Annotated in this window: 12 protein-coding genes and 1 pseudogene; 7 read left to right on the top strand and 6 right to left on the bottom strand. The window is 59.3% G+C overall.

The genetic code is table 11. The features are described from left to right. Positions 1 to 6: 6 nt before the first annotated feature. Entirely contained in the window at positions 7 to 1,245 is a 1,239-nt protein-coding gene (locus tag SBC1_RS10050; protein WP_165091691.1) for a hypothetical protein, read from the top strand. 281 nt (positions 1,246 to 1,526) lie between these two features. Here the strand turns inward: SBC1_RS10050 and SBC1_RS10045 are convergent, their stop codons facing one another. After that, a complete protein-coding gene (locus tag SBC1_RS10045; RefSeq protein ID WP_165091687.1) occupies positions 1,527 to 2,057 on the bottom strand; it encodes an Lrp/AsnC family transcriptional regulator in 531 nt (176 codons plus the stop codon). Between the two features lie 151 nt (positions 2,058 to 2,208). Here SBC1_RS10045 and mdeB point away from each other — a divergent pair, with 151 nt between their 5' ends. Together mdeB and SBC1_RS10035 are read left to right on the top strand one after the other, a co-directional pair. Continuing rightward, positions 2,209 to 4,929 carry an alpha-ketoglutarate dehydrogenase gene (gene mdeB / locus SBC1_RS10040; protein WP_165091685.1) on the top strand — a complete coding sequence of 907 codons (2,721 nt, stop codon included), beginning with the start codon at positions 2,209 to 2,211 and terminating at the stop codon, positions 4,927 to 4,929. Between the two features lie 37 nt (positions 4,930 to 4,966). Continuing rightward, the gene (locus SBC1_RS10035) at positions 4,967 to 5,137 is read left to right on the top strand and encodes a hypothetical protein (protein ID WP_371826725.1); all 171 of its coding nucleotides are present in this window, start codon (positions 4,967 to 4,969) and stop codon (positions 5,135 to 5,137) included. Between the two features lie 64 nt (positions 5,138 to 5,201). On the opposite strand, the gene SBC1_RS10030 is transcribed toward SBC1_RS10035, so the two are convergent. After that, entirely contained in the window at positions 5,202 to 5,951 is a 750-nt protein-coding gene (locus SBC1_RS10030) for a sulfite exporter TauE/SafE family protein (protein ID WP_165091679.1), read from the bottom strand. 171 nt (positions 5,952 to 6,122) lie between these two features. Between SBC1_RS10030 and SBC1_RS10025 the strand changes: the two genes are divergently transcribed. Further along, complete coding sequence (locus tag SBC1_RS10025; RefSeq protein ID WP_165091677.1) at positions 6,123 to 7,016, top strand: LysR family transcriptional regulator; 894 nt, start codon at positions 6,123 to 6,125, stop codon at positions 7,014 to 7,016. Between the two features lie 3 nt (positions 7,017 to 7,019). Here SBC1_RS10025 and SBC1_RS10020 read toward each other — a convergent pair whose 3' ends face one another. Continuing rightward, entirely contained in the window at positions 7,020 to 8,117 is a 1,098-nt protein-coding gene (locus tag SBC1_RS10020; RefSeq protein WP_165091675.1) for a DNA alkylation repair protein, read from the bottom strand. 556 nt (positions 8,118 to 8,673) lie between these two features. On the opposite strand from SBC1_RS10020, the gene SBC1_RS10015 reads away from it, so the two are divergent. Next, positions 8,674 to 10,239, top strand: a complete 1,566-nt coding sequence (locus SBC1_RS10015; RefSeq protein WP_165091673.1) for a methyl-accepting chemotaxis protein — start codon at positions 8,674 to 8,676, stop codon at positions 10,237 to 10,239. A 199-nt stretch (positions 10,240 to 10,438) separates the two neighbouring features. Here SBC1_RS10015 and SBC1_RS10005 read toward each other — a convergent pair whose 3' ends face one another. Both SBC1_RS10005 and SBC1_RS10000 read right to left on the bottom strand, forming a co-directional pair. Beyond that, positions 10,439 to 10,825 (bottom strand): nuclear transport factor 2 family protein, encoded by a 387-nt coding sequence (locus SBC1_RS10005; protein ID WP_165091668.1) that lies wholly within the window; start codon positions 10,823 to 10,825, stop codon positions 10,439 to 10,441. Positions 10,826 to 11,088: 263 nt separating this feature from the next. After that, positions 11,089 to 11,769 carry a cation diffusion facilitator family transporter gene (locus SBC1_RS10000; RefSeq protein ID WP_165091665.1) on the bottom strand — a complete coding sequence of 227 codons (681 nt, stop codon included), beginning with the start codon at positions 11,767 to 11,769 and terminating at the stop codon, positions 11,089 to 11,091. Between the two features lie 358 nt (positions 11,770 to 12,127). On the opposite strand from SBC1_RS10000, the pseudogene SBC1_RS40530 reads away from it, so the two are divergent. Continuing rightward, positions 12,128 to 13,726, top strand: a pseudogene (locus SBC1_RS40530) (PAS domain S-box protein); the annotation flags it as partial. A 67-nt stretch (positions 13,727 to 13,793) separates the two neighbouring features. Here SBC1_RS40530 and SBC1_RS40525 read toward each other — a convergent pair. Further along, a complete protein-coding gene (locus tag SBC1_RS40525) occupies positions 13,794 to 13,919 on the bottom strand; it encodes an RCC1 domain-containing protein (protein WP_370469623.1) in 126 nt (41 codons plus the stop codon). Here SBC1_RS40525 and SBC1_RS40520 point away from each other — a divergent pair. Then, positions 13,886 to 16,063, top strand: a complete 2,178-nt coding sequence (locus SBC1_RS40520) for a response regulator (protein ID WP_371826752.1) — start codon at positions 13,886 to 13,888, stop codon at positions 16,061 to 16,063. The two genes, SBC1_RS40525 and SBC1_RS40520, sit on opposite strands and share 34 nt — an antisense overlap. Position 16,064 lies beyond the last annotated feature (1 nt).

Here is a 16,064-nt window from a genome sequence, read left to right as displayed (position 1 = left end):
ATCCCGATGCCAGTAACTCTTCCTCCCGCAGAGTCGCCCGAGCCGCGTCCGTCACCGCCGCGGCTTGTCGTGTGGCTGTGCTTGCTCGTGGTATCCATGGTCATCGGGGTCGTCAGCACGCTGCTCACGTGGCCCGAAAATGTGCCGACCGGAACCGCTTGGTTCTGGGTGCGGCTGCTCGTATTTCCCTTTCTCGTATGCACTATCGCATTTGGACTTCGGTGCTTCTACTACGAGCAGGAAAACGAGCGCATCAATGCAGACAACGAAATCCTGCGAGAGGACAGGGAGACCGCTCTGGAATTCGCGAGTGATCCACTTGCAGTAGTCCGCTATGCCTATCTGACGGGAGCGGGGAGTCGCGACGTAGCATCCACATTGGATCGGGCGGCAGCAGCGCTGGAAGCCCACACATTTCCGAATGGCAGTGATGTCTTCCCACTCTCCTCGCTGTCGTTAGCCGGCGACGACGATGATCCCGGACGCTATTGCGCTTGTTTCAGGGAACTCATCGGCTCGGTCTCGGACAGTGTTAAGGCTATTCCGCGTGACGTACCGTTTGGGGTTTGTCTGCAACTGCCGGTCGATGTCGATCAACAAGCGCTGGTCGACGCATGGCAGGCGTGTTGGGACGACGCGGAACTACGAGCAGTAAAAGCGGAGTTGGTCGCTACGGATAAGGGTTTGATGGCGCTGGACCAATGGCTCGACAACAAGGGCGGTCCTGCGCTGGAGAAATTCGTCCTGTTCGTCGCAGTGCAACTGCACGAGACACCTCTTCAGAACAGCGCTGAAGCCGCGGTTGCTCTGTTGCTTGGCTGGGCACCGCTCGCCCAGCGGCGCCATATAGAGCCAGTCGCTCTTTTGCATCGCCCGGTAGAAGCTGACTTGGATGCAACAGATGCTCCAATTTCCACGGCGTTGCAGTGGGGACGCACGACGGGCGACAAGATCAATGATTTGTGGCAGACCGGGCTTGAGAGGATGGATAAAGCCGCGTTGGTAAATAGCCTGTCGGACCTCTCGATAGGAGTTTCGCAAACGGAAAACCTCGCCGGAATACACGATCTCGATATCACGCTCGGGTATTCCGGTAACGCGGCAGGATGGCTGGCGGTCGCGCTGGGGATCGAACACGCGACGCAAAACAATACTACGCAACTGGTTGCATGGCGCGAAAGCACACTTCGGTTCGTCGTCGTGCAACCGGTGGAGCAGGCAGACACGACAGATTCTGGAGCATGAAGTTTAGCGAGTTTTCAGCGCATTGAATTCTGGTCGGGACTGTCACAGCGCCTGTCGTCTTTTATACCTGGTTTAATTGCGCAGGTATCGACTCGTCACTTGGCCGCTTGGGGTGCTCCCGCTACGTGCCGTCGTTGACGCGATCGGGAAGGATATCTGCAGCGCACATCTTTACTCCTTGTGTGGTTGACCCCGTTACTCTAGCGAGCGGCAAGCGGATTCGCTGCGGCGTAAAGGCCATTCGATACGCTTTCCATGCCAACGGGACGGCTCACAAGCCATTAACTCCACTCCGTATCCGCGTTCTCGTCAGGCTCATGTAACGTCAACCCCGCCAATGGCAGTGGCAACGCCGTCTTATACCGCACCTGCTTGAGCGCGAAGCTTGAACGGATGTTCGAGATGCCCGGGATCTTTGTAAGCCGTTCAATGATGAAGCGCTGCAGCGACTGGATGTCCGGCATCATGACGCGCAGCAGATAATCCGCGTCGCCGGTCATCAGGTAACACTCCATGACTTCGGGACGCTCGCCGATCGCTTCCTCGAAACGCCGCAGCGCGTCTTCATCCTGTTTCGTCAGACTGACCTGAATGAATACGTTGATCCGAAGCCCAAGGGGCTCCGGATTCAGCAACGTGACCTGCTGTTTGAACAGTCCCAGTTTTTCGAGCGCGCGCACGCGGTTAAAACAAGGCGTTTGCGACAGGTTCACCGCCCGCGCCAGTTCCGAATTAGTGATGCGCGCATTCTGCTGCAACTGGTTCAGGATGCCGATGTCGATACGGTCCAGGCGTTTAGGCAATGTGGTCATAGCTCGAATTTTCTGGAAAAGTGGACATGCACGGAATAAATACACTATCCCTGAGCCTGATTAAAAGCTAATCAGTAGCACATTCTGCAGCGTAATAGCTAAGCTGTATTCATTCGCAACGCTAATGCCCCATTCAATGCCGAGCCGTGCCATGACTGATTTATCCAGCGGAACCGATCAAATTCTTTCCATATCCCGAGGTCGCGAAGACAGTGATCCGGAGGAAACCGCCGAATGGCTGGAGGCGCTGGACGCAGTCACGGAACACGTCGGTCGTGACCGCGCGCAATACCTTTATGACCGCCTCGCCGAGCATGCGCTGTCGCTGGGTATCGAGTCGTCGAGGGCACGCGTCACGCCCTATATCAACACCATTCCCGTGGCGGAGCAGCCGCGTTATCCGGGCAATCTGGAGATAGAGGAAAAGCTCGCCGCCGCGTTGCGCTGGAATGCGCTTGCCATGGTCGTGCGCGCTAACAAGGCTTATGGCGAACTGGGCGGCCATATTGCGAGCTATGCCTCCGCGGCCGATCTCTTCGAAGTGGGCTTCAACCATTTCTTCCGCGCTGCAGCGCCGGACGCGGGCGAAGGCACGGGCGGCGATCTCGTGTACTTTCAGCCGCACTCATCGCCGGGCGTTTATGCACGCGCGTTCCTCGAAGGCTTTCTTAGCGAAGAGCATTTGCAGCACTATCGGCAGGAGATCGCAGGACCGGGGCTGTGTTCGTATCCGCACCCGTGGCTCATGCCGGATTTCTGGCAGTTCCCTACGGGCTCAATGGGTATCGGTCCGATCAACTCGATCTACCAAGCGCGCTTTATGCGTTACCTGCAAAACCGCGGCCTTGCAAAGACGCAGGACCGCAAGGTGTGGGGCTTCTTCGGCGATGGCGAGATGGACGAGCCGGAATCGATCGGCGCGTTGTCGCTGGCTGCGCGCGAACAACTCGACAACCTCGTGTTCGTCATCAATTGCAACCTGCAGCGGCTCGACGGTCCGGTGCGCAGCAACGGCCGGATTATCGACGAGCTGGAAGCGCAGTTCATTGGCGCGGGCTGGAACGTGATCAAGGTCTTGTGGGGTTCGGACTGGGACGCACTCTTTGCACGCGACCAGACGAACGCGTTGCTGCGTGCTTTTGCACATACGGTCGATGGCCAGTTCCAGACCTTCTCGGCGAACGACGGCGGTTATAACCGCGAGCGTTTCTTCGGCCAGAATCCCGAGCTTGCCGCATTGGCTTCTCATCTCAGCGACGAGGATATTGACGGCCTGCGTCGCGGTGGCCACGACGTGCGCAAACTCCATGCGGCTTATGCGAAAGCGCTGAGTCACCGAGGCCAGCCAACGGTCATCCTCGCCAAGACGATGAAGGGCTTTGGCATGGGAACATCGGGCCAGGGCAGGATGACTACGCACCAGCAAAAGAAGCTTGGCTTTGACGACCTCAAGGCGTTTCGCGATCGCTTTCGCCTGCCGCTTTCGGACGCGGATGTCGAAGCAGTCAAGTTCTACAAACCCGCGGAAAACAGTCCGGAGATGCAGTACCTGCACGCACGACGCGCAGGCCTTGGAGGCTATTTGCCCAGAAGGCGGAGAGCGGCGTCGAAGGGGCTGATCGTCCCTTCGATTACTACCTGGGGCCAGTTTGCAATCGATGCGGCAGGCAAGGAAATGTCGACCACCATGGCGATCGTGCGCATGTTCGGCACGCTGATGAAGGACGCAACGCTTGGCCCCCGCGTGGTGCCCGTGGTCGCCGACGAGGCGCGTACGTTCGGCATGGCGAACATGTTCCGGCAAGTTGGTATCTATTCACCGCTCGGGCAGTTGTACGAGCCGGAAGATCTTGGTTCCATGCTGTATTACCGCGAGGACACCAAGGGGCAGATTCTCGAAGAGGGCATTTCGGAAGCGGGCGCAATGTCGTCATGGATCGCCGCGGCGACGTCGTACAGCGTTCACGATCTGCCCATGCTGCCGTTCTACATCTATTACTCGATGTTCGGCTTCCAGCGCATTGGCGACATCATCTGGGCGGCGGCGGACCAGCGCGCACGCGGCTTCCTGATCGGGGCGACCGCGGGCAAGACGACGCTTGGAGGTGAAGGGTTGCAGCATCAGGATGGCAGCAGTCATCTCGTGGCATCGACCATACCGAACTGTCGCGCGTACGATCCCGCGTTTGCCTATGAAGTTGCGGCTATCGTCGACGAAGGCATGCGCGAGATGGTCGAGCGCCAGCGCGACGTGTTCTATTACGTCACGGTGATGAACGAGAACTACGCGCAGCCATCGGTGCCTGGCGGTAATCTGGAGATGCTGCGCGAGGGCATTCTCAAAGGCATGTATCCGCTTGCGACGAAACCGGATGCCACGGCGCGGGTGCAGTTGCTCGGCGCCGGGGCGATTCTCGGCGAGGTCATCGCGGCGCAGCGGATGTTGCGCGACGAATGGGGCATTGAGGCCGCGGTATGGAGCGTGACCAGCTTCACTGAGTTGCAGCGTGACGGCATGGCGTCTGAACGGCTTGCACGGCTCGGCGAGACGGCACCTGCACCGTATGTGAGTACGATGCTCGGCGCATCGCGCGGCCCGGTGATCGCGGCAACCGACTATGTTCGCGCGGTGCCCGAATTGATCCGCGCGTACGTGCCGCGTCGCTATGTGACGCTTGGCACCGACGGCTTCGGTCGCAGCGACACCCGTCAGGCATTGCGCGAGTTCTTCGAAGTGGATCGCGCATCCATTGTGATCGCTGCGCTGAAAGCGCTAGCCGACGACGGTGAGATCGATATCGCAATAGTGCGAAAGGCGTCGCAGCAGTATGGGAAGGCGGGGTCGGTATTGGGCGCTCCCTGGCAACGGTAGGTGGACCGAGCGCGCGCGTCTGATGCGGGCGTTGACGATGCTTGCATCGGGTGCGGCGGTCACGACCATTGCACTCGACCTTGGCTACGAAAACGTCAGCGCGTTCATTGCAATGTTTCGCTTAAGGCTAGCGGCGCCGGCCGAGAAGCGTGCGAAGGTTGATCGCAAGGCTGGCCAGTATTGCCAGCGCGCCCAGTGTTTCAAGTAATGGCGAGAGCATCGCGTCAGATCTCCCAGATGGTCGACGCCGGGCGCATGCCCCGGCGCAACGCTTAAATCAAATGCCGCAACAGCAGTTGAAGACCGAGCGCCAGCATGCAGATAAAGAACCAGCGCCGAAAGGTCGCGGGGCTGATGCGGCCGCGTATGCGTTGACCGATCCACATACCGAGCAAGGCAGGGACGACGGCGAGCAGCGAGCTGGTGAGATCGGCGGTTGTGAACGCGCTTGCGCGAGCAAGCCCGATCGCCAATGCCACGGTCGATACCGTAAATGATAGTCCGAGCGCCTGGACGAGATCTTCTTTTTTTAGATCGAGCGCTTGAAGATAGGGGACCGCTGGTACAACAAAAACGCCTGTTCCGCCAGTGACGAGTCCGGTCACCACGCCAATAACAGGAGACAGGCGCTGCTCATGCCGAGGCGGCACTGTGACGTGCCAGGACAGCAACCCGGAGGCAGCGTAGAGCATCAGTGCGGCCCCGAGCCCGGTCACGGCCCAGACACCGCCGCTGCCGGCAATGAACGAAGCCGCGGCTACCGTGCCGATCACAATGCCCGCCATCATCAGCCAGAAGCGCCTCACAAGCGCACCCAGGCGTGGACCTGCCAGAAGCTGCCAGACGTTGGTGACGAACGACGGCAGGATCAGCAGGGAAGCCGCTTCGACTGGCAGCATGAGGGTTCCGAGCACACCCATCGCCACGGTCGGAAGCCCCATGCCCGTGACGCCTTTGACAGTGCCGGCTATCAGGAAGGTCAGCGCAATGGCAGCGACGCGAACGAGGTCAGGAGAGGTCATTGATGAGGGCATTAATGAAGGCATTGTTGCTTCGCAGGAAAACTTCGCAGGCAAACTTCGCGGGCAAATGAATTGCCCTTATTTTCCCCAGATTCGCAACGGCCACAATGCGGAAGATACGTACTGTGCCTTAGGGTATAACTAAGGCTGATCAACAAAACTTCTTCGGTTATGCGCTTCGATCTGATAGACCTGCGCCTTTTCCTGTTCATCCTCGAAACCGGCAGCATCACGCACGGCGCGGCTCAGGCCAACATGTCCCTGCCGTCCGCCAGTGCCCGTTTGCGCGGCATGGAGGAGGCGCTCGGGCTGCCGCTGTTGGAGCGAGGCCGTCGTGGCGTCGAATCCACGCCGGCAGGGGACACATTGGCGCACCACGCGCGTCTGGTACTCGGCCAGATCGAACGGATGCAGGGTGAACTGGGGGAGCACTCGGAGGCTCGCAGAACGCGTGTTCGGGTATGGGCGAATACCGCGGCCGTCACGGAATTCCTGCCCCGTCCTCTTGGCGGATTTCTTCGGCATAACCCCGGCGTGCACATCGATTTGAAGGAGCGGCAGAGTACCGAGACCATCAAGGCGGTCCTTAACGGTGCTGCGGAGATAGGCATTGTTTCCGACGCGCTCGAGCACGGGATGTTGCAGACGTTTCTGTTCGCCGTCGACAAGCTCGTTTTGATCGTCGCGCGCGATCATGCGCTCAGCGGGCGTCGTCGGGTCGCGCTCAGGGACGTGGTTGAGGAAGAGTTCATCGGGTTGAGCGCCGGCAGTGCACTGCAAGAGTATCTGGGCGAACAGGCGTTATTTGCCGGGCAGCAGTTCTATTTTCGCGCGCGGGTGCGGACCTTCGAAAACATATGCTGCATGGTCGAGCAAGGGGCCGGTGTGGGAATCGTCCCGGCAACCGCCGCGAAGCGGTACCGAGGGACCCCGGGCGTGCACACGGTGGAGTTGACCGACCGCTGGGCCACGCGCCAGCTCCTGATCTGCGTTCGCAATATGGAGGCGTTGCAACGACCGGAGCGCGCGCTGGTTGAGGCGCTTGTTGCGGCCTCTGCTGCATGAACGTTAGCAACTCAGATCGAAATACCCCTTGGCGAGGCATACCCCGTTCACCAGGATTTCGACATCGTGCCGCCCGGCATAATGTATTCGCGTGGTGAAGTCCTTGATGTTCTGCGTGCGTTCTATTGCTACCTTTTGGCCGCCGTCGAGTGTCAACTCCTTGAGCTTGAATACTTTCGCGGCCGTCACACCCGACTTCTTCACGTAATGCATTTTGTAGTCGATCACAAGCCGCTGACTTTCCGGAGACTTGGACGCAAGATCGAATGACAAGGTCACACGCTCGCCTATTGCAATCTGGCGAGGTGTCACGGCGAACTTGCTGATCTTCACGTCGGGCACGCCACCCGCGCCGATCACAGCCAATGCGCGCCCGTTACCGGCCTTGATCAACGAGCGCAGGGCGCGCTTTGCGATCCAGGCGGTGTGAGCGTTTTCGATTGGCCACGTCGCCAGCCGGTCCAGCACCCAATCAGGATGCGATCTGGTCACATCGTTCAGATGATTGGCGACCGACTTGCGAACATAGAGGCTCGCGTCCGAGCGAAGGTTCTCCAGAATGGGTGCCGCCAGCGAAGGATCAGCCAGGATTGCGTCGAGCCGGAAAGACCATGGCAGGCGCGGACGGCTGCCTTCGCTCGCGAGGCGCCGCACGGCGTCGCTGTCATCGCGTGACCATACTTTCATGATGGCAAGCGCTCGCGTCAGATCCTTGCGCAGGAATTCGCGCACCGCGAACTCGGACGAGCCGAAGGCCGTGAAGAACTTGAGCGCTTCCATCGATACATCGAAGTCGTCCAGCCCGTATTGTCCAACGTAGTCGGGAAGGACCAGCGTGGAAAATCCCTTTTCGATGCGCATTGCCAGCGCACGAAGAACCTCGAGCGCCTGGCGGTAGTCCGCGGGAAGGGTTGCATGCAGCGCCTGCGTCATGCGGCGCAGGCGCTGCATCAGCGTCAGCTCGTCGAGCCCGGCTAGCGAGATCTTGAGGAAACTCCGTGTGTCGAAGGGGGGATAAACCGCTTTGACGTCGAGCGCCATATCGCGGAATCGGCGCTCGTTGAAAATCTCTTTCAGTGCGGTGTTTTCGGTGTCCGACATCGTGATCGCTTTCTTGATGGAATTGCGCTGGGTTTGCAGGCGGTACTACAGGCCGCAACGGGTGTTTCGCTTCGTCTGCATCTATCGAGGGCGCGAATCGAGGGCGAGGTTGGGCGCGCTCGATCATACCGCCGCACAGTGGCGAGCTTGTTGATGATCTGTGCCAGAGCCCGACATGAGGGTGCCTCTCGCAATTGCCGGAAAAGAAGCGTATCTGCTACCCCTGTCAGATCTTGTCAGGAGTGGCGTCTTAGGGCCGGTTCAGCAGCAATTCAAAGACTGCCGGGTATTTTTTTGCTGGCTTATTCGCAGCTTAAGTATCCGTTAATACCGCCGTTAACAAGAGGCCAGCCCGCTAGGTTTCAACGCTGTCTTAGATCACTCGACGACCACCCTGCAATAGTTTTTTCGATCCGCACCCGACGACACTCCCGCTCCATTCGTGCTTTCGCGAACGGGCGCGGCAGATGGGTGCTGCAGAAAGATACTTATTGCTTGGCACGCTAAGACACGTTGAAGGGCCATATCGAATTCAACGTTACGAAGAGTCGTCAATATGCTTAAAAAAGCGAGTGTTTCTACCGGCCTGCTGGTCGTTCTGATCGTGTTCTGTCTTTTTCAGGTTGTCACGGAAGGTCTTGGTTTCTGGTCGCTGACCGCTACTCACGACGATGTCCGTAACCTCTCGAACATCGCGCTCAAGCAAGTCAACGAGGTCAATGAAACCACCCAGCGACTGATGGACGCACGGATCAACCTGTCGCGTGCCGGTACCCGCATGGCGCGTGGCGGCACGGAACCTGTCGACATTGTCCAGCACGCGCGCGAGCAGTTGGCGCTAGCGGACAAGTCGTTCACCGCCTTCGTCAATGCACCCAAAACCGGCGATGAAAACAGGGCGCGCACGGCCGCATTGCAGGAAAAATTCCAGGCGTATCACGGCGCGCTCAGTGAACTGACCCAGTACCTCGACGCCAATAATCTGCAAGCGTTCCTTGATCAGCCGACCCAAGGGTTCCAGGACCGCTACCTCGCCGAGCAACAAAACTTCGCCCGGTTTGGCGACACCGCGAGCCAGTCGTATCTGGATTCCATCGATGCCAGGCTTGGCCTTTTCCGCGGCGTTGGTCTGGCGATGTTCGTGGCGCTCGTTGCGGGTGTCGTGTTCGTACACGTCGCGTTGCGCCGCGGCGTGGTCGCCCCGCTCGAGGAAGCTGGCCGTCACTTCGAACGGATTGCCGAGGGCAAGCTCGACGAGCATATTGCCGATCGCGGCACCAACGAAATTGGCCGCTTGTTCGCCGGTCTCGCGTCGATGCAGGCGAGCGTCGCGCACACGGTGAAGACGGTGCGCGAGTCGTCGGACTCGATCAATCTCGGCGCCGATGAAATCGCCACCGGCAACGCGGATCTGTCGGCTCGCACGGAGAATCAGGCTGCATCGCTGGAAGAGACTGCATCGAGCATGGAGGAGTTGACCGCGACGGTGCGCCAGAACGCCGAGCATGCGCGCGACGCGAACAGCCTTGCAGGCGACGCGCTGACGGCAACATCACGAGGCACGGGCGTGGTCGATCAGGTGGTCGAGAAGATGACCAGCATCGCCAGGAGTTCGGACAAGATCGCGGAGATCATCTCGGTGATTGACGGCATCGCGTTCCAGACCAACATTCTTGCGTTGAATGCGGCTGTCGAGGCGGCGCGTGCGGGTGAACAGGGCCGCGGATTCGCAGTCGTGGCGAGCGAGGTGCGCGGACTTGCACAACGCAGCGCACAATCGGCCAAGGAGATCAAGGAACTGATCGGTGAATCGGTCTTGCAGGTGAACGATGGTTCGGCGCTGGCGGGACGTGCAGGTCAGGCAATGCGCGAGGTATCGACGTCAATCTCGCGCCTCACGCAGATGATGGCCGAGATCAGCGCTTCGTCGCTGGAGCAAAGCACGGGCATTGAGCAGGTCAATCAGGCCGTCGTGCAGATGGATGAAATGACGCAACAGAATGCGGCGCTGGTGGAGCAGGCGGCGTCGGCGGCTGCGTCGCTGCATGAGCAGACGCGTCACCTGAAGGCTGCGGTATCCGTGTTCAAGATCCCGGACGAGGGAAGGGTAACGCGGTACTAAGGGCTAGCCGCTGGGGCGCCCGACTTCCGGCTTCCTAGCGGCGTTTAAAGCGGCGGTCGGTTCAGATTGACCCAAAGCTGTACCAATGGCCGTTGCCACTGGAATTTGGCATGGTCGCACAGCCTTTGCGGCACCGGATCTCCATTAGTTCGCTAGGGATTCCCGCAAGCAGACCAGAACACGCCTACAGCCTAAACGCTCATCGCGTCTCGGCGGTATGCAATCTTGGCGCGCCCATCTTGAACCATGCCTTCGCTATTTTCCCATTCTCGACTTCGTAAATAGCGACGACATCGATCTCACCGGGGCCGTCCGGAAAGGTGCGAGTGACGACTTCCTGGTCCACCACCATGTTGCCAACTGATATCCGCTTAACGAGCTTGCCGGAAAGATTGGCTTCGCTAAACCGCGCGACGTGCCGTTCGCGGATCTCGTTTGCGCCGCTAGCAAGTAAACGCGATGGAAACTCATAGTACTCACAGTCGTGGGCCCACCATTGCATGAAGTCTTCTATATCCCGGGCGTTATAAGCCTCGAGTTGTTTTTGCACGGGGAATTCGACGTCGCTCAACTCGCTTCCATTCATTTCGTGGCATTCCTTGTATGTGGTGAATGACCTCGGCTACGCGCTGCATCGTGAGCGCGTACGCAGGGTGTCAGGGACAAGTATTGCAGCGATGCATTGCAGCGGTCTATAGCCGCAGCGTGCCCGACCTTGGACCCACTGACATGATAGCGGCGAGCATGAAGAGGGTCATGCTTCGTTGCCTGTACACGTCATTGAAAAGCAGATGTCGACCCTTCTTCTACTAATGAAGAGAGTGCAGTGGACGAGAGTGAAAGGCGAATTTATTGCCCGGCGGTTTCGCTGGCGGGTCGACTGAAAGAGTCTTTGACGGCTTTCAAGCCGAGGTTCACGCCTATGCGTGCAATCATGATGCCGATGACCGCAGCGGCCAGACGATCCGATATCGCCAGGCCGGCCATGCTACCGAGAATGCCAACCGCGGCTATTAATGCCGAGATCGCGTCCGAGCGCGCATGCCAGGCGCTCGCAACGAGAAGGGTGGAACGGGTGCGCTTAGCGACGGCCATGATGTATCGAAACAGCGCTTCCTTGGCGACGATCACAAACACCGCCACGACCAGCGCGCTTGCATGAACGCTGGAAGCATTAGCCGCATTAGCCGCATTGGCCGCGTGTCCAAGACTGCTCCACAGGGTTTCCATTCCTGTTGCGATCAAGAGGATGGAGATCAGTAGTGATCCTATGGTTTCGACTCTATCGTACTGGTCGTTGGCGCTCCGGCGCACTGCCGTGGCGCTGAGGCGCAAGACCGCCAGCACCATTCCGTCCGCCGCGAGGTCAGCCAGCGTATGGACGCCGTCGGCCAGCAAACCGTCGGAGTAAGCGAGCCAGCCGATGACGATCTGCATGGTCATCAAGGCCGCGTTTAGCAGAACGCTTACCTGGGCCGCCTTGAAGGCGGCGTGGTGCTTCTCGCGGCCGTGCTCGGACGTCGACGACATCGTGGAGGGGAATTATTAGTGTGGGTACAGCACCGTAACCGCCCTACGTGGCGAAGATATGACAGGGGCCGATGCTGCGGGGAGGGGCCGGCCGGAGCCGCTGTCCCTGGCGCAGGGCTGGACCCTCGCGGAAACGGCTGCGGCGCTTGAAATGTCGCCCCGTCCCTTGGCAGCGACGCTCTCGGCGTCATCGCAGTTCACTCGTTCCAGCCGCTGTTCAAGCTTCCATTACATTCAGTAGGCTTGGCTATTTTCTCAAGTGCCATCCGCTCTTGCCGTAAAGTCTGGTACCAGTCTTGAAACAGCTTGCATCTTTTGAGGTCGTATAGTGGCAAAACAGCATTCGCTCACGTTCCGGATGACTGCATTTATCGTCCTGGTCTGTGCCTTGCTCGTGGGCACGGATATCTGGCGCAGTCTGGCCGCCCGACAGGTGCAGTTGAAGGAAATGACGTCGGCCACAGCAAATCTCGCCCGCGCAATGGCGCAGCACGCGAACGACACGATCAAGGAATCCGACACCGCCTTGATGGGTATCGACGAGCGCGTTGAACACGACGGCACCAGCCCGGCCGCCCTGGAACGGCTTCGCCAATTGTTTTCGTCCCGGTTAAACGAGCTTCCACAACTCAACGGCTTGTTTGTTTTTGATCGAACCGGTCAGCTGATCATGAGCTCGGAGCCCGGGAAACTGCACAGCTATAACAACGCTGACAGAGATTATTTTATCTATCATCAAAGCCACGCGGATCGCGGCGCCCGCATTGGCGGGCCGCTGCTCAGTCGTTCGACCGGAAAGTGGGCTGTGCCGGTGTCGCGGCGAATCGTTGACGCCGACGGCAGTTTCGCCGGCGTCGTGGTAGCGACCATCGACATTGATTTCTTCTTGCGGTTTTATAACAGCCTGGATATTGGGCATGCTGGCGCCGCGGCGCTGGTACTCAATAACGGGCGCATGATCGTACGCAGGCCGTTCGAGAGCCGCTTCCAGGGCACGGACGTATCAGAGACGGTTCTTTTTCATGCCCACCAGGCGGCGAAATCAGGAACCTTCCTGACGAAGTCGTCACAAGATGGTGTTGTGCGGCTCAACAGCTTTCGAAGCTTGCAGGACTATCCGCTGTTTGTCGCTGCAGCTTTGTCGCAGCAGGAAATATTGGCGGCCTGGTGGACCGATACGCTTTGGCATTCGGCCGGTGTCGGCGCCCTGGTCATCGCGCTGGCGCTGTTTGGTTTTAGGCTCATCCGGCTTATCGGGCTAAGGACTGTGGCGGAAGAGAGGCTCGCTGCCAGCCTCGACATGACGCGTGCAATCCTTGATACAGCGATCAACCCGATCATTACCATCGATAGCGCCGGTATCGTGAGCTCGCTCAATCCTGCCGGCGAAAATACCTTCGGCTACGCATCGCAGGAGCTGGTCGGGCGTAATGTCAGGACGCTCGTTCCCGATAGCCTGGTCGATGCCTACAACGACTATGTCGCACAGTTTTCGCGACAGGGCAGGACAGGAAGCGGCAGCGGCCGTGAGTTGGCGGGACTGCGCAAGGACGGCTCGATCTTTCCGGCGCACGTCTCCACTGCCCCAATGGTCGTTGCCGGCGAGCTTTGTTTCGTCTGCGTCATCACGGATCTCACGGAACAGCACGGACAGCGCATGGAACTGGCCGCCGCGCGGGACCAGGTGTTACTAGCAGCCCAAACAGCAGAGCTTGGAATCTGGTCGTGGAACCTGGCGGACAACGCGCTCCACTGGAACGAGCGCATGTTCGAGATCTACGAACAGCCTAAGACGCTGAACGGCAGCGGTTTGAATTTCGATCATTGGCGCACGCGCGTGCATCCGGCGGACATTGACGCCACGATGAATTCGCTCAATGCAGCGATCGAAGGCAATGGCGACGAGCTACCGTTGTTTCGAATCACGCTTCCGGGCGGGCGGATCCGGTACATTCAGACGCGGATGCAGGTCGAGCGGGACGCGAACGGCACGCCTGTCGTCATGACAGGGATTAACCGCGACATTACCGACCAGCATCAACTTGAGCTACGTTTGCGCGAGGCGAAGGAGCAAGCTGACGCGGCGAGCGCTGCGAAGTCGTCGTTCCTCGCGAACATGAGCCATGAGATCCGCACCCCCATGAACGCAGTGCTGGGCATGCTGCATCTCGTGCAACTCAGCAACCTCAATCTGCGTCAGCGCGACTACGTCAGCAAGGCGCAGACAGCGGCGAAGTCGTTGCTTGGCCTGCTTAACGACATTCTCGACTACTCGAAGATCGACGCGGGCAAGCTGCAGCTCGATGTGCATCCGTTCGAGCTGGAACCCTTGATGCAGGATCTGGGCGTTGTCCTCTCCGGCAATCAGGGCGACAAAAACGTCGAGGTTTTGTTCGACCTGGATTCAGCACTTCCCAATTCGTTGATTGGCGATAGCCTTCGGTTGCAACAAGTCCTGATCAATCTGGCCGGCAACGCACTCAAATTCACGTTGACCGGGCAGGTCATCGTCAGCGTCGAGTTGTTGCAACGCGTGGATGCGACGGTACGCGTACGAATTGCGGTAACCGATAGCGGCATCGGCATCAGCGGCGAGCAGACGGGACGTATTTTCGAGGGCTTTAATCAGGCCGAGACGTCGACCACACGCCGTTTCGGTGGCTCAGGCCTGGGGTTAGTCATTTGCAAGCGCCTGGTCGGATTAATGGGCGGCGACCTTCAGGTTGAAAGCGAAGTAGGCGTTGGCAGCCGGTTCTGGTTCGACATCACGCTTGGCGTCGATGGCGCGAGCACGCCCGTTACCGCACCTGTCATCGACCGGCCTTTACGCTTGCTGGTAGCCGACGATAACCAGATGGCAGGAGAGCTGCTGGTCCGCACGGTCGCGGCGCTCGGATGGCAGGCGGACTTCGTGTGCGGTGGTATCGACGCAGTCAAAAAGATCAGCGAGTCGGTGCGCGCCGGGCAACCCTATGACGTGGTCTTGATGGATTGGCGCATGCCGGACCTGGATGGGCTGAACGCGGCAAAACTCATTCGCGGCGCGAAAGACGGCGTGCCTCTTCCAGTGGTCGTCATGGTCACCGCCTATGGGCGCGAAGTGTTGGCTGAGGCCCGCGATAGCGGAGAGGCGCCGTTTGTGGGCTTCCTGACCAAACCGATCACACCGAGGCAACTGAGCGACGTTGTACTGCGCGCGCTGAGCGCTGTGGGTACGCGGCCGCCCGAACTTCAGGAGCTGGCTTCCAGACCTGCGGCACGCCTTGCCGGGCTTAACCTGCTCGTGGTTGAAGATAACGCGCTGAACCGTCAGGTTGCCGAGGGAGTGCTAAGAGCGGAGGGCGCTCAAGTACAACTCGCCGAAGGCGGGATCGAAGGGGTGCGAAGGGCAACGACGGCAGGCATTCCGTTCGATGCGGTTCTGATGGATATCCAGATGCCGGATATCGACGGATTCGAAGCGACACGGCGTATTCGCGCGAACCCTCGCTGCGCCACGCTACCCATTATCGCGATGACGGCGAATGCATCGAACGCCGATCGACAAGCGTGTCTGCATGCCGGGATGAACGATCACGTCGGGAAACCAATCGACGTCGAGTTGCTGGTGTCGGTGCTGCATGCTCAAATCGACGGAAGAAAATCCCCGCTCGCGTTTGCACCCTATCAAGCGCCGTCCGGAGTGGAAGTGATAACGGAACCGCTGGTCGAAACCAAGGCTTCGATTGTCGCGCGGTTTGGTGGCAATATTGCGCTGATCAATAGTGTTCTGGATAACTTTGGGTCGCAGACGGAAAAGCAACTCATGTTGCTTAGCCAGCAAATCGCACACGGCGAGCCTCTTGGCGCCGCCTCGGTGCTGCATGCGATCAAAGGGACCGCAGGCACGGTGGGCGCGCGCGCGCTTTCGGCGCGGGCCGGCCAACTTGAGTATGATTTGCGCCACGCCGATGCGTCAGCAACGAACGTTGTCATCACTGACGAGGGCGTTGCCGATCTAAGAGATTTGCTGCGGGACAGCGTCACGGCATTGGCGCATGAATTTGAAGATGACACAATCGAGGCGCCGTTCATCGACCTTGTATTGCCGTTGGCGGAATGGAAGCTGCGCCTGAACGAGATAGTGGCGTTTCTCGAGTCGTCGAATTTGCAGGCCGTCGCGCTTGCCGAAGCGCTGGTTGCTCACACGGGTTCGGAACAGCGGGACCAATTCGATCAGTTCCTGATGCAGGTACGGGAATTGGATTTCGCGGTCGCGGCGCTCAGCGCGCGCGACATGCTGGAGCGTTCGTGAC

Origin of the sequence: Caballeronia sp. SBC1 (assembly GCF_011493005.1) — a bacterium.
GTDB lineage: Bacteria > Pseudomonadota > Gammaproteobacteria > Burkholderiales > Burkholderiaceae > Caballeronia.
This window is presented reverse-complemented; position numbering and strand designations above follow the sequence as displayed.

Bases quoted from the DNA above. Each gene is read 5' to 3' on its own strand.
- SBC1_RS10050 (WP_165091691.1), top strand. From the start codon at position 7: ATGCCAGTAACTCTTCCTCCCGCAGAGTCGCCCGAGCCGCGTCCGTCA.
- SBC1_RS10045 (WP_165091687.1), bottom strand. From the start codon at position 2,057: ATGACCACATTGCCTAAACGCCTGGACCGTATCGACATCGGCATCCTG.
- mdeB (WP_165091685.1), top strand. From the start codon at position 2,209: ATGACTGATTTATCCAGCGGAACCGATCAAATTCTTTCCATATCCCGA.
- SBC1_RS10035 (WP_371826725.1), top strand. From the start codon at position 4,967: ATGCTTGCATCGGGTGCGGCGGTCACGACCATTGCACTCGACCTTGGC.
- SBC1_RS10030 (WP_165091679.1), bottom strand. From the start codon at position 5,951: ATGACCTCTCCTGACCTCGTTCGCGTCGCTGCCATTGCGCTGACCTTC.
- SBC1_RS10025 (WP_165091677.1), top strand. From the start codon at position 6,123: ATGCGCTTCGATCTGATAGACCTGCGCCTTTTCCTGTTCATCCTCGAA.
- SBC1_RS10020 (WP_165091675.1), bottom strand. From the start codon at position 8,117: ATGTCGGACACCGAAAACACCGCACTGAAAGAGATTTTCAACGAGCGC.
- SBC1_RS10015 (WP_165091673.1), top strand. From the start codon at position 8,674: ATGCTTAAAAAAGCGAGTGTTTCTACCGGCCTGCTGGTCGTTCTGATC.
- SBC1_RS10005 (WP_165091668.1), bottom strand. From the start codon at position 10,825: ATGAATGGAAGCGAGTTGAGCGACGTCGAATTCCCCGTGCAAAAACAA.
- SBC1_RS10000 (WP_165091665.1), bottom strand. From the start codon at position 11,769: ATGTCGTCGACGTCCGAGCACGGCCGCGAGAAGCACCACGCCGCCTTC.
- SBC1_RS40520 (WP_371826752.1), top strand. From the start codon at position 13,886: ATGAGCCATGAGATCCGCACCCCCATGAACGCAGTGCTGGGCATGCTG.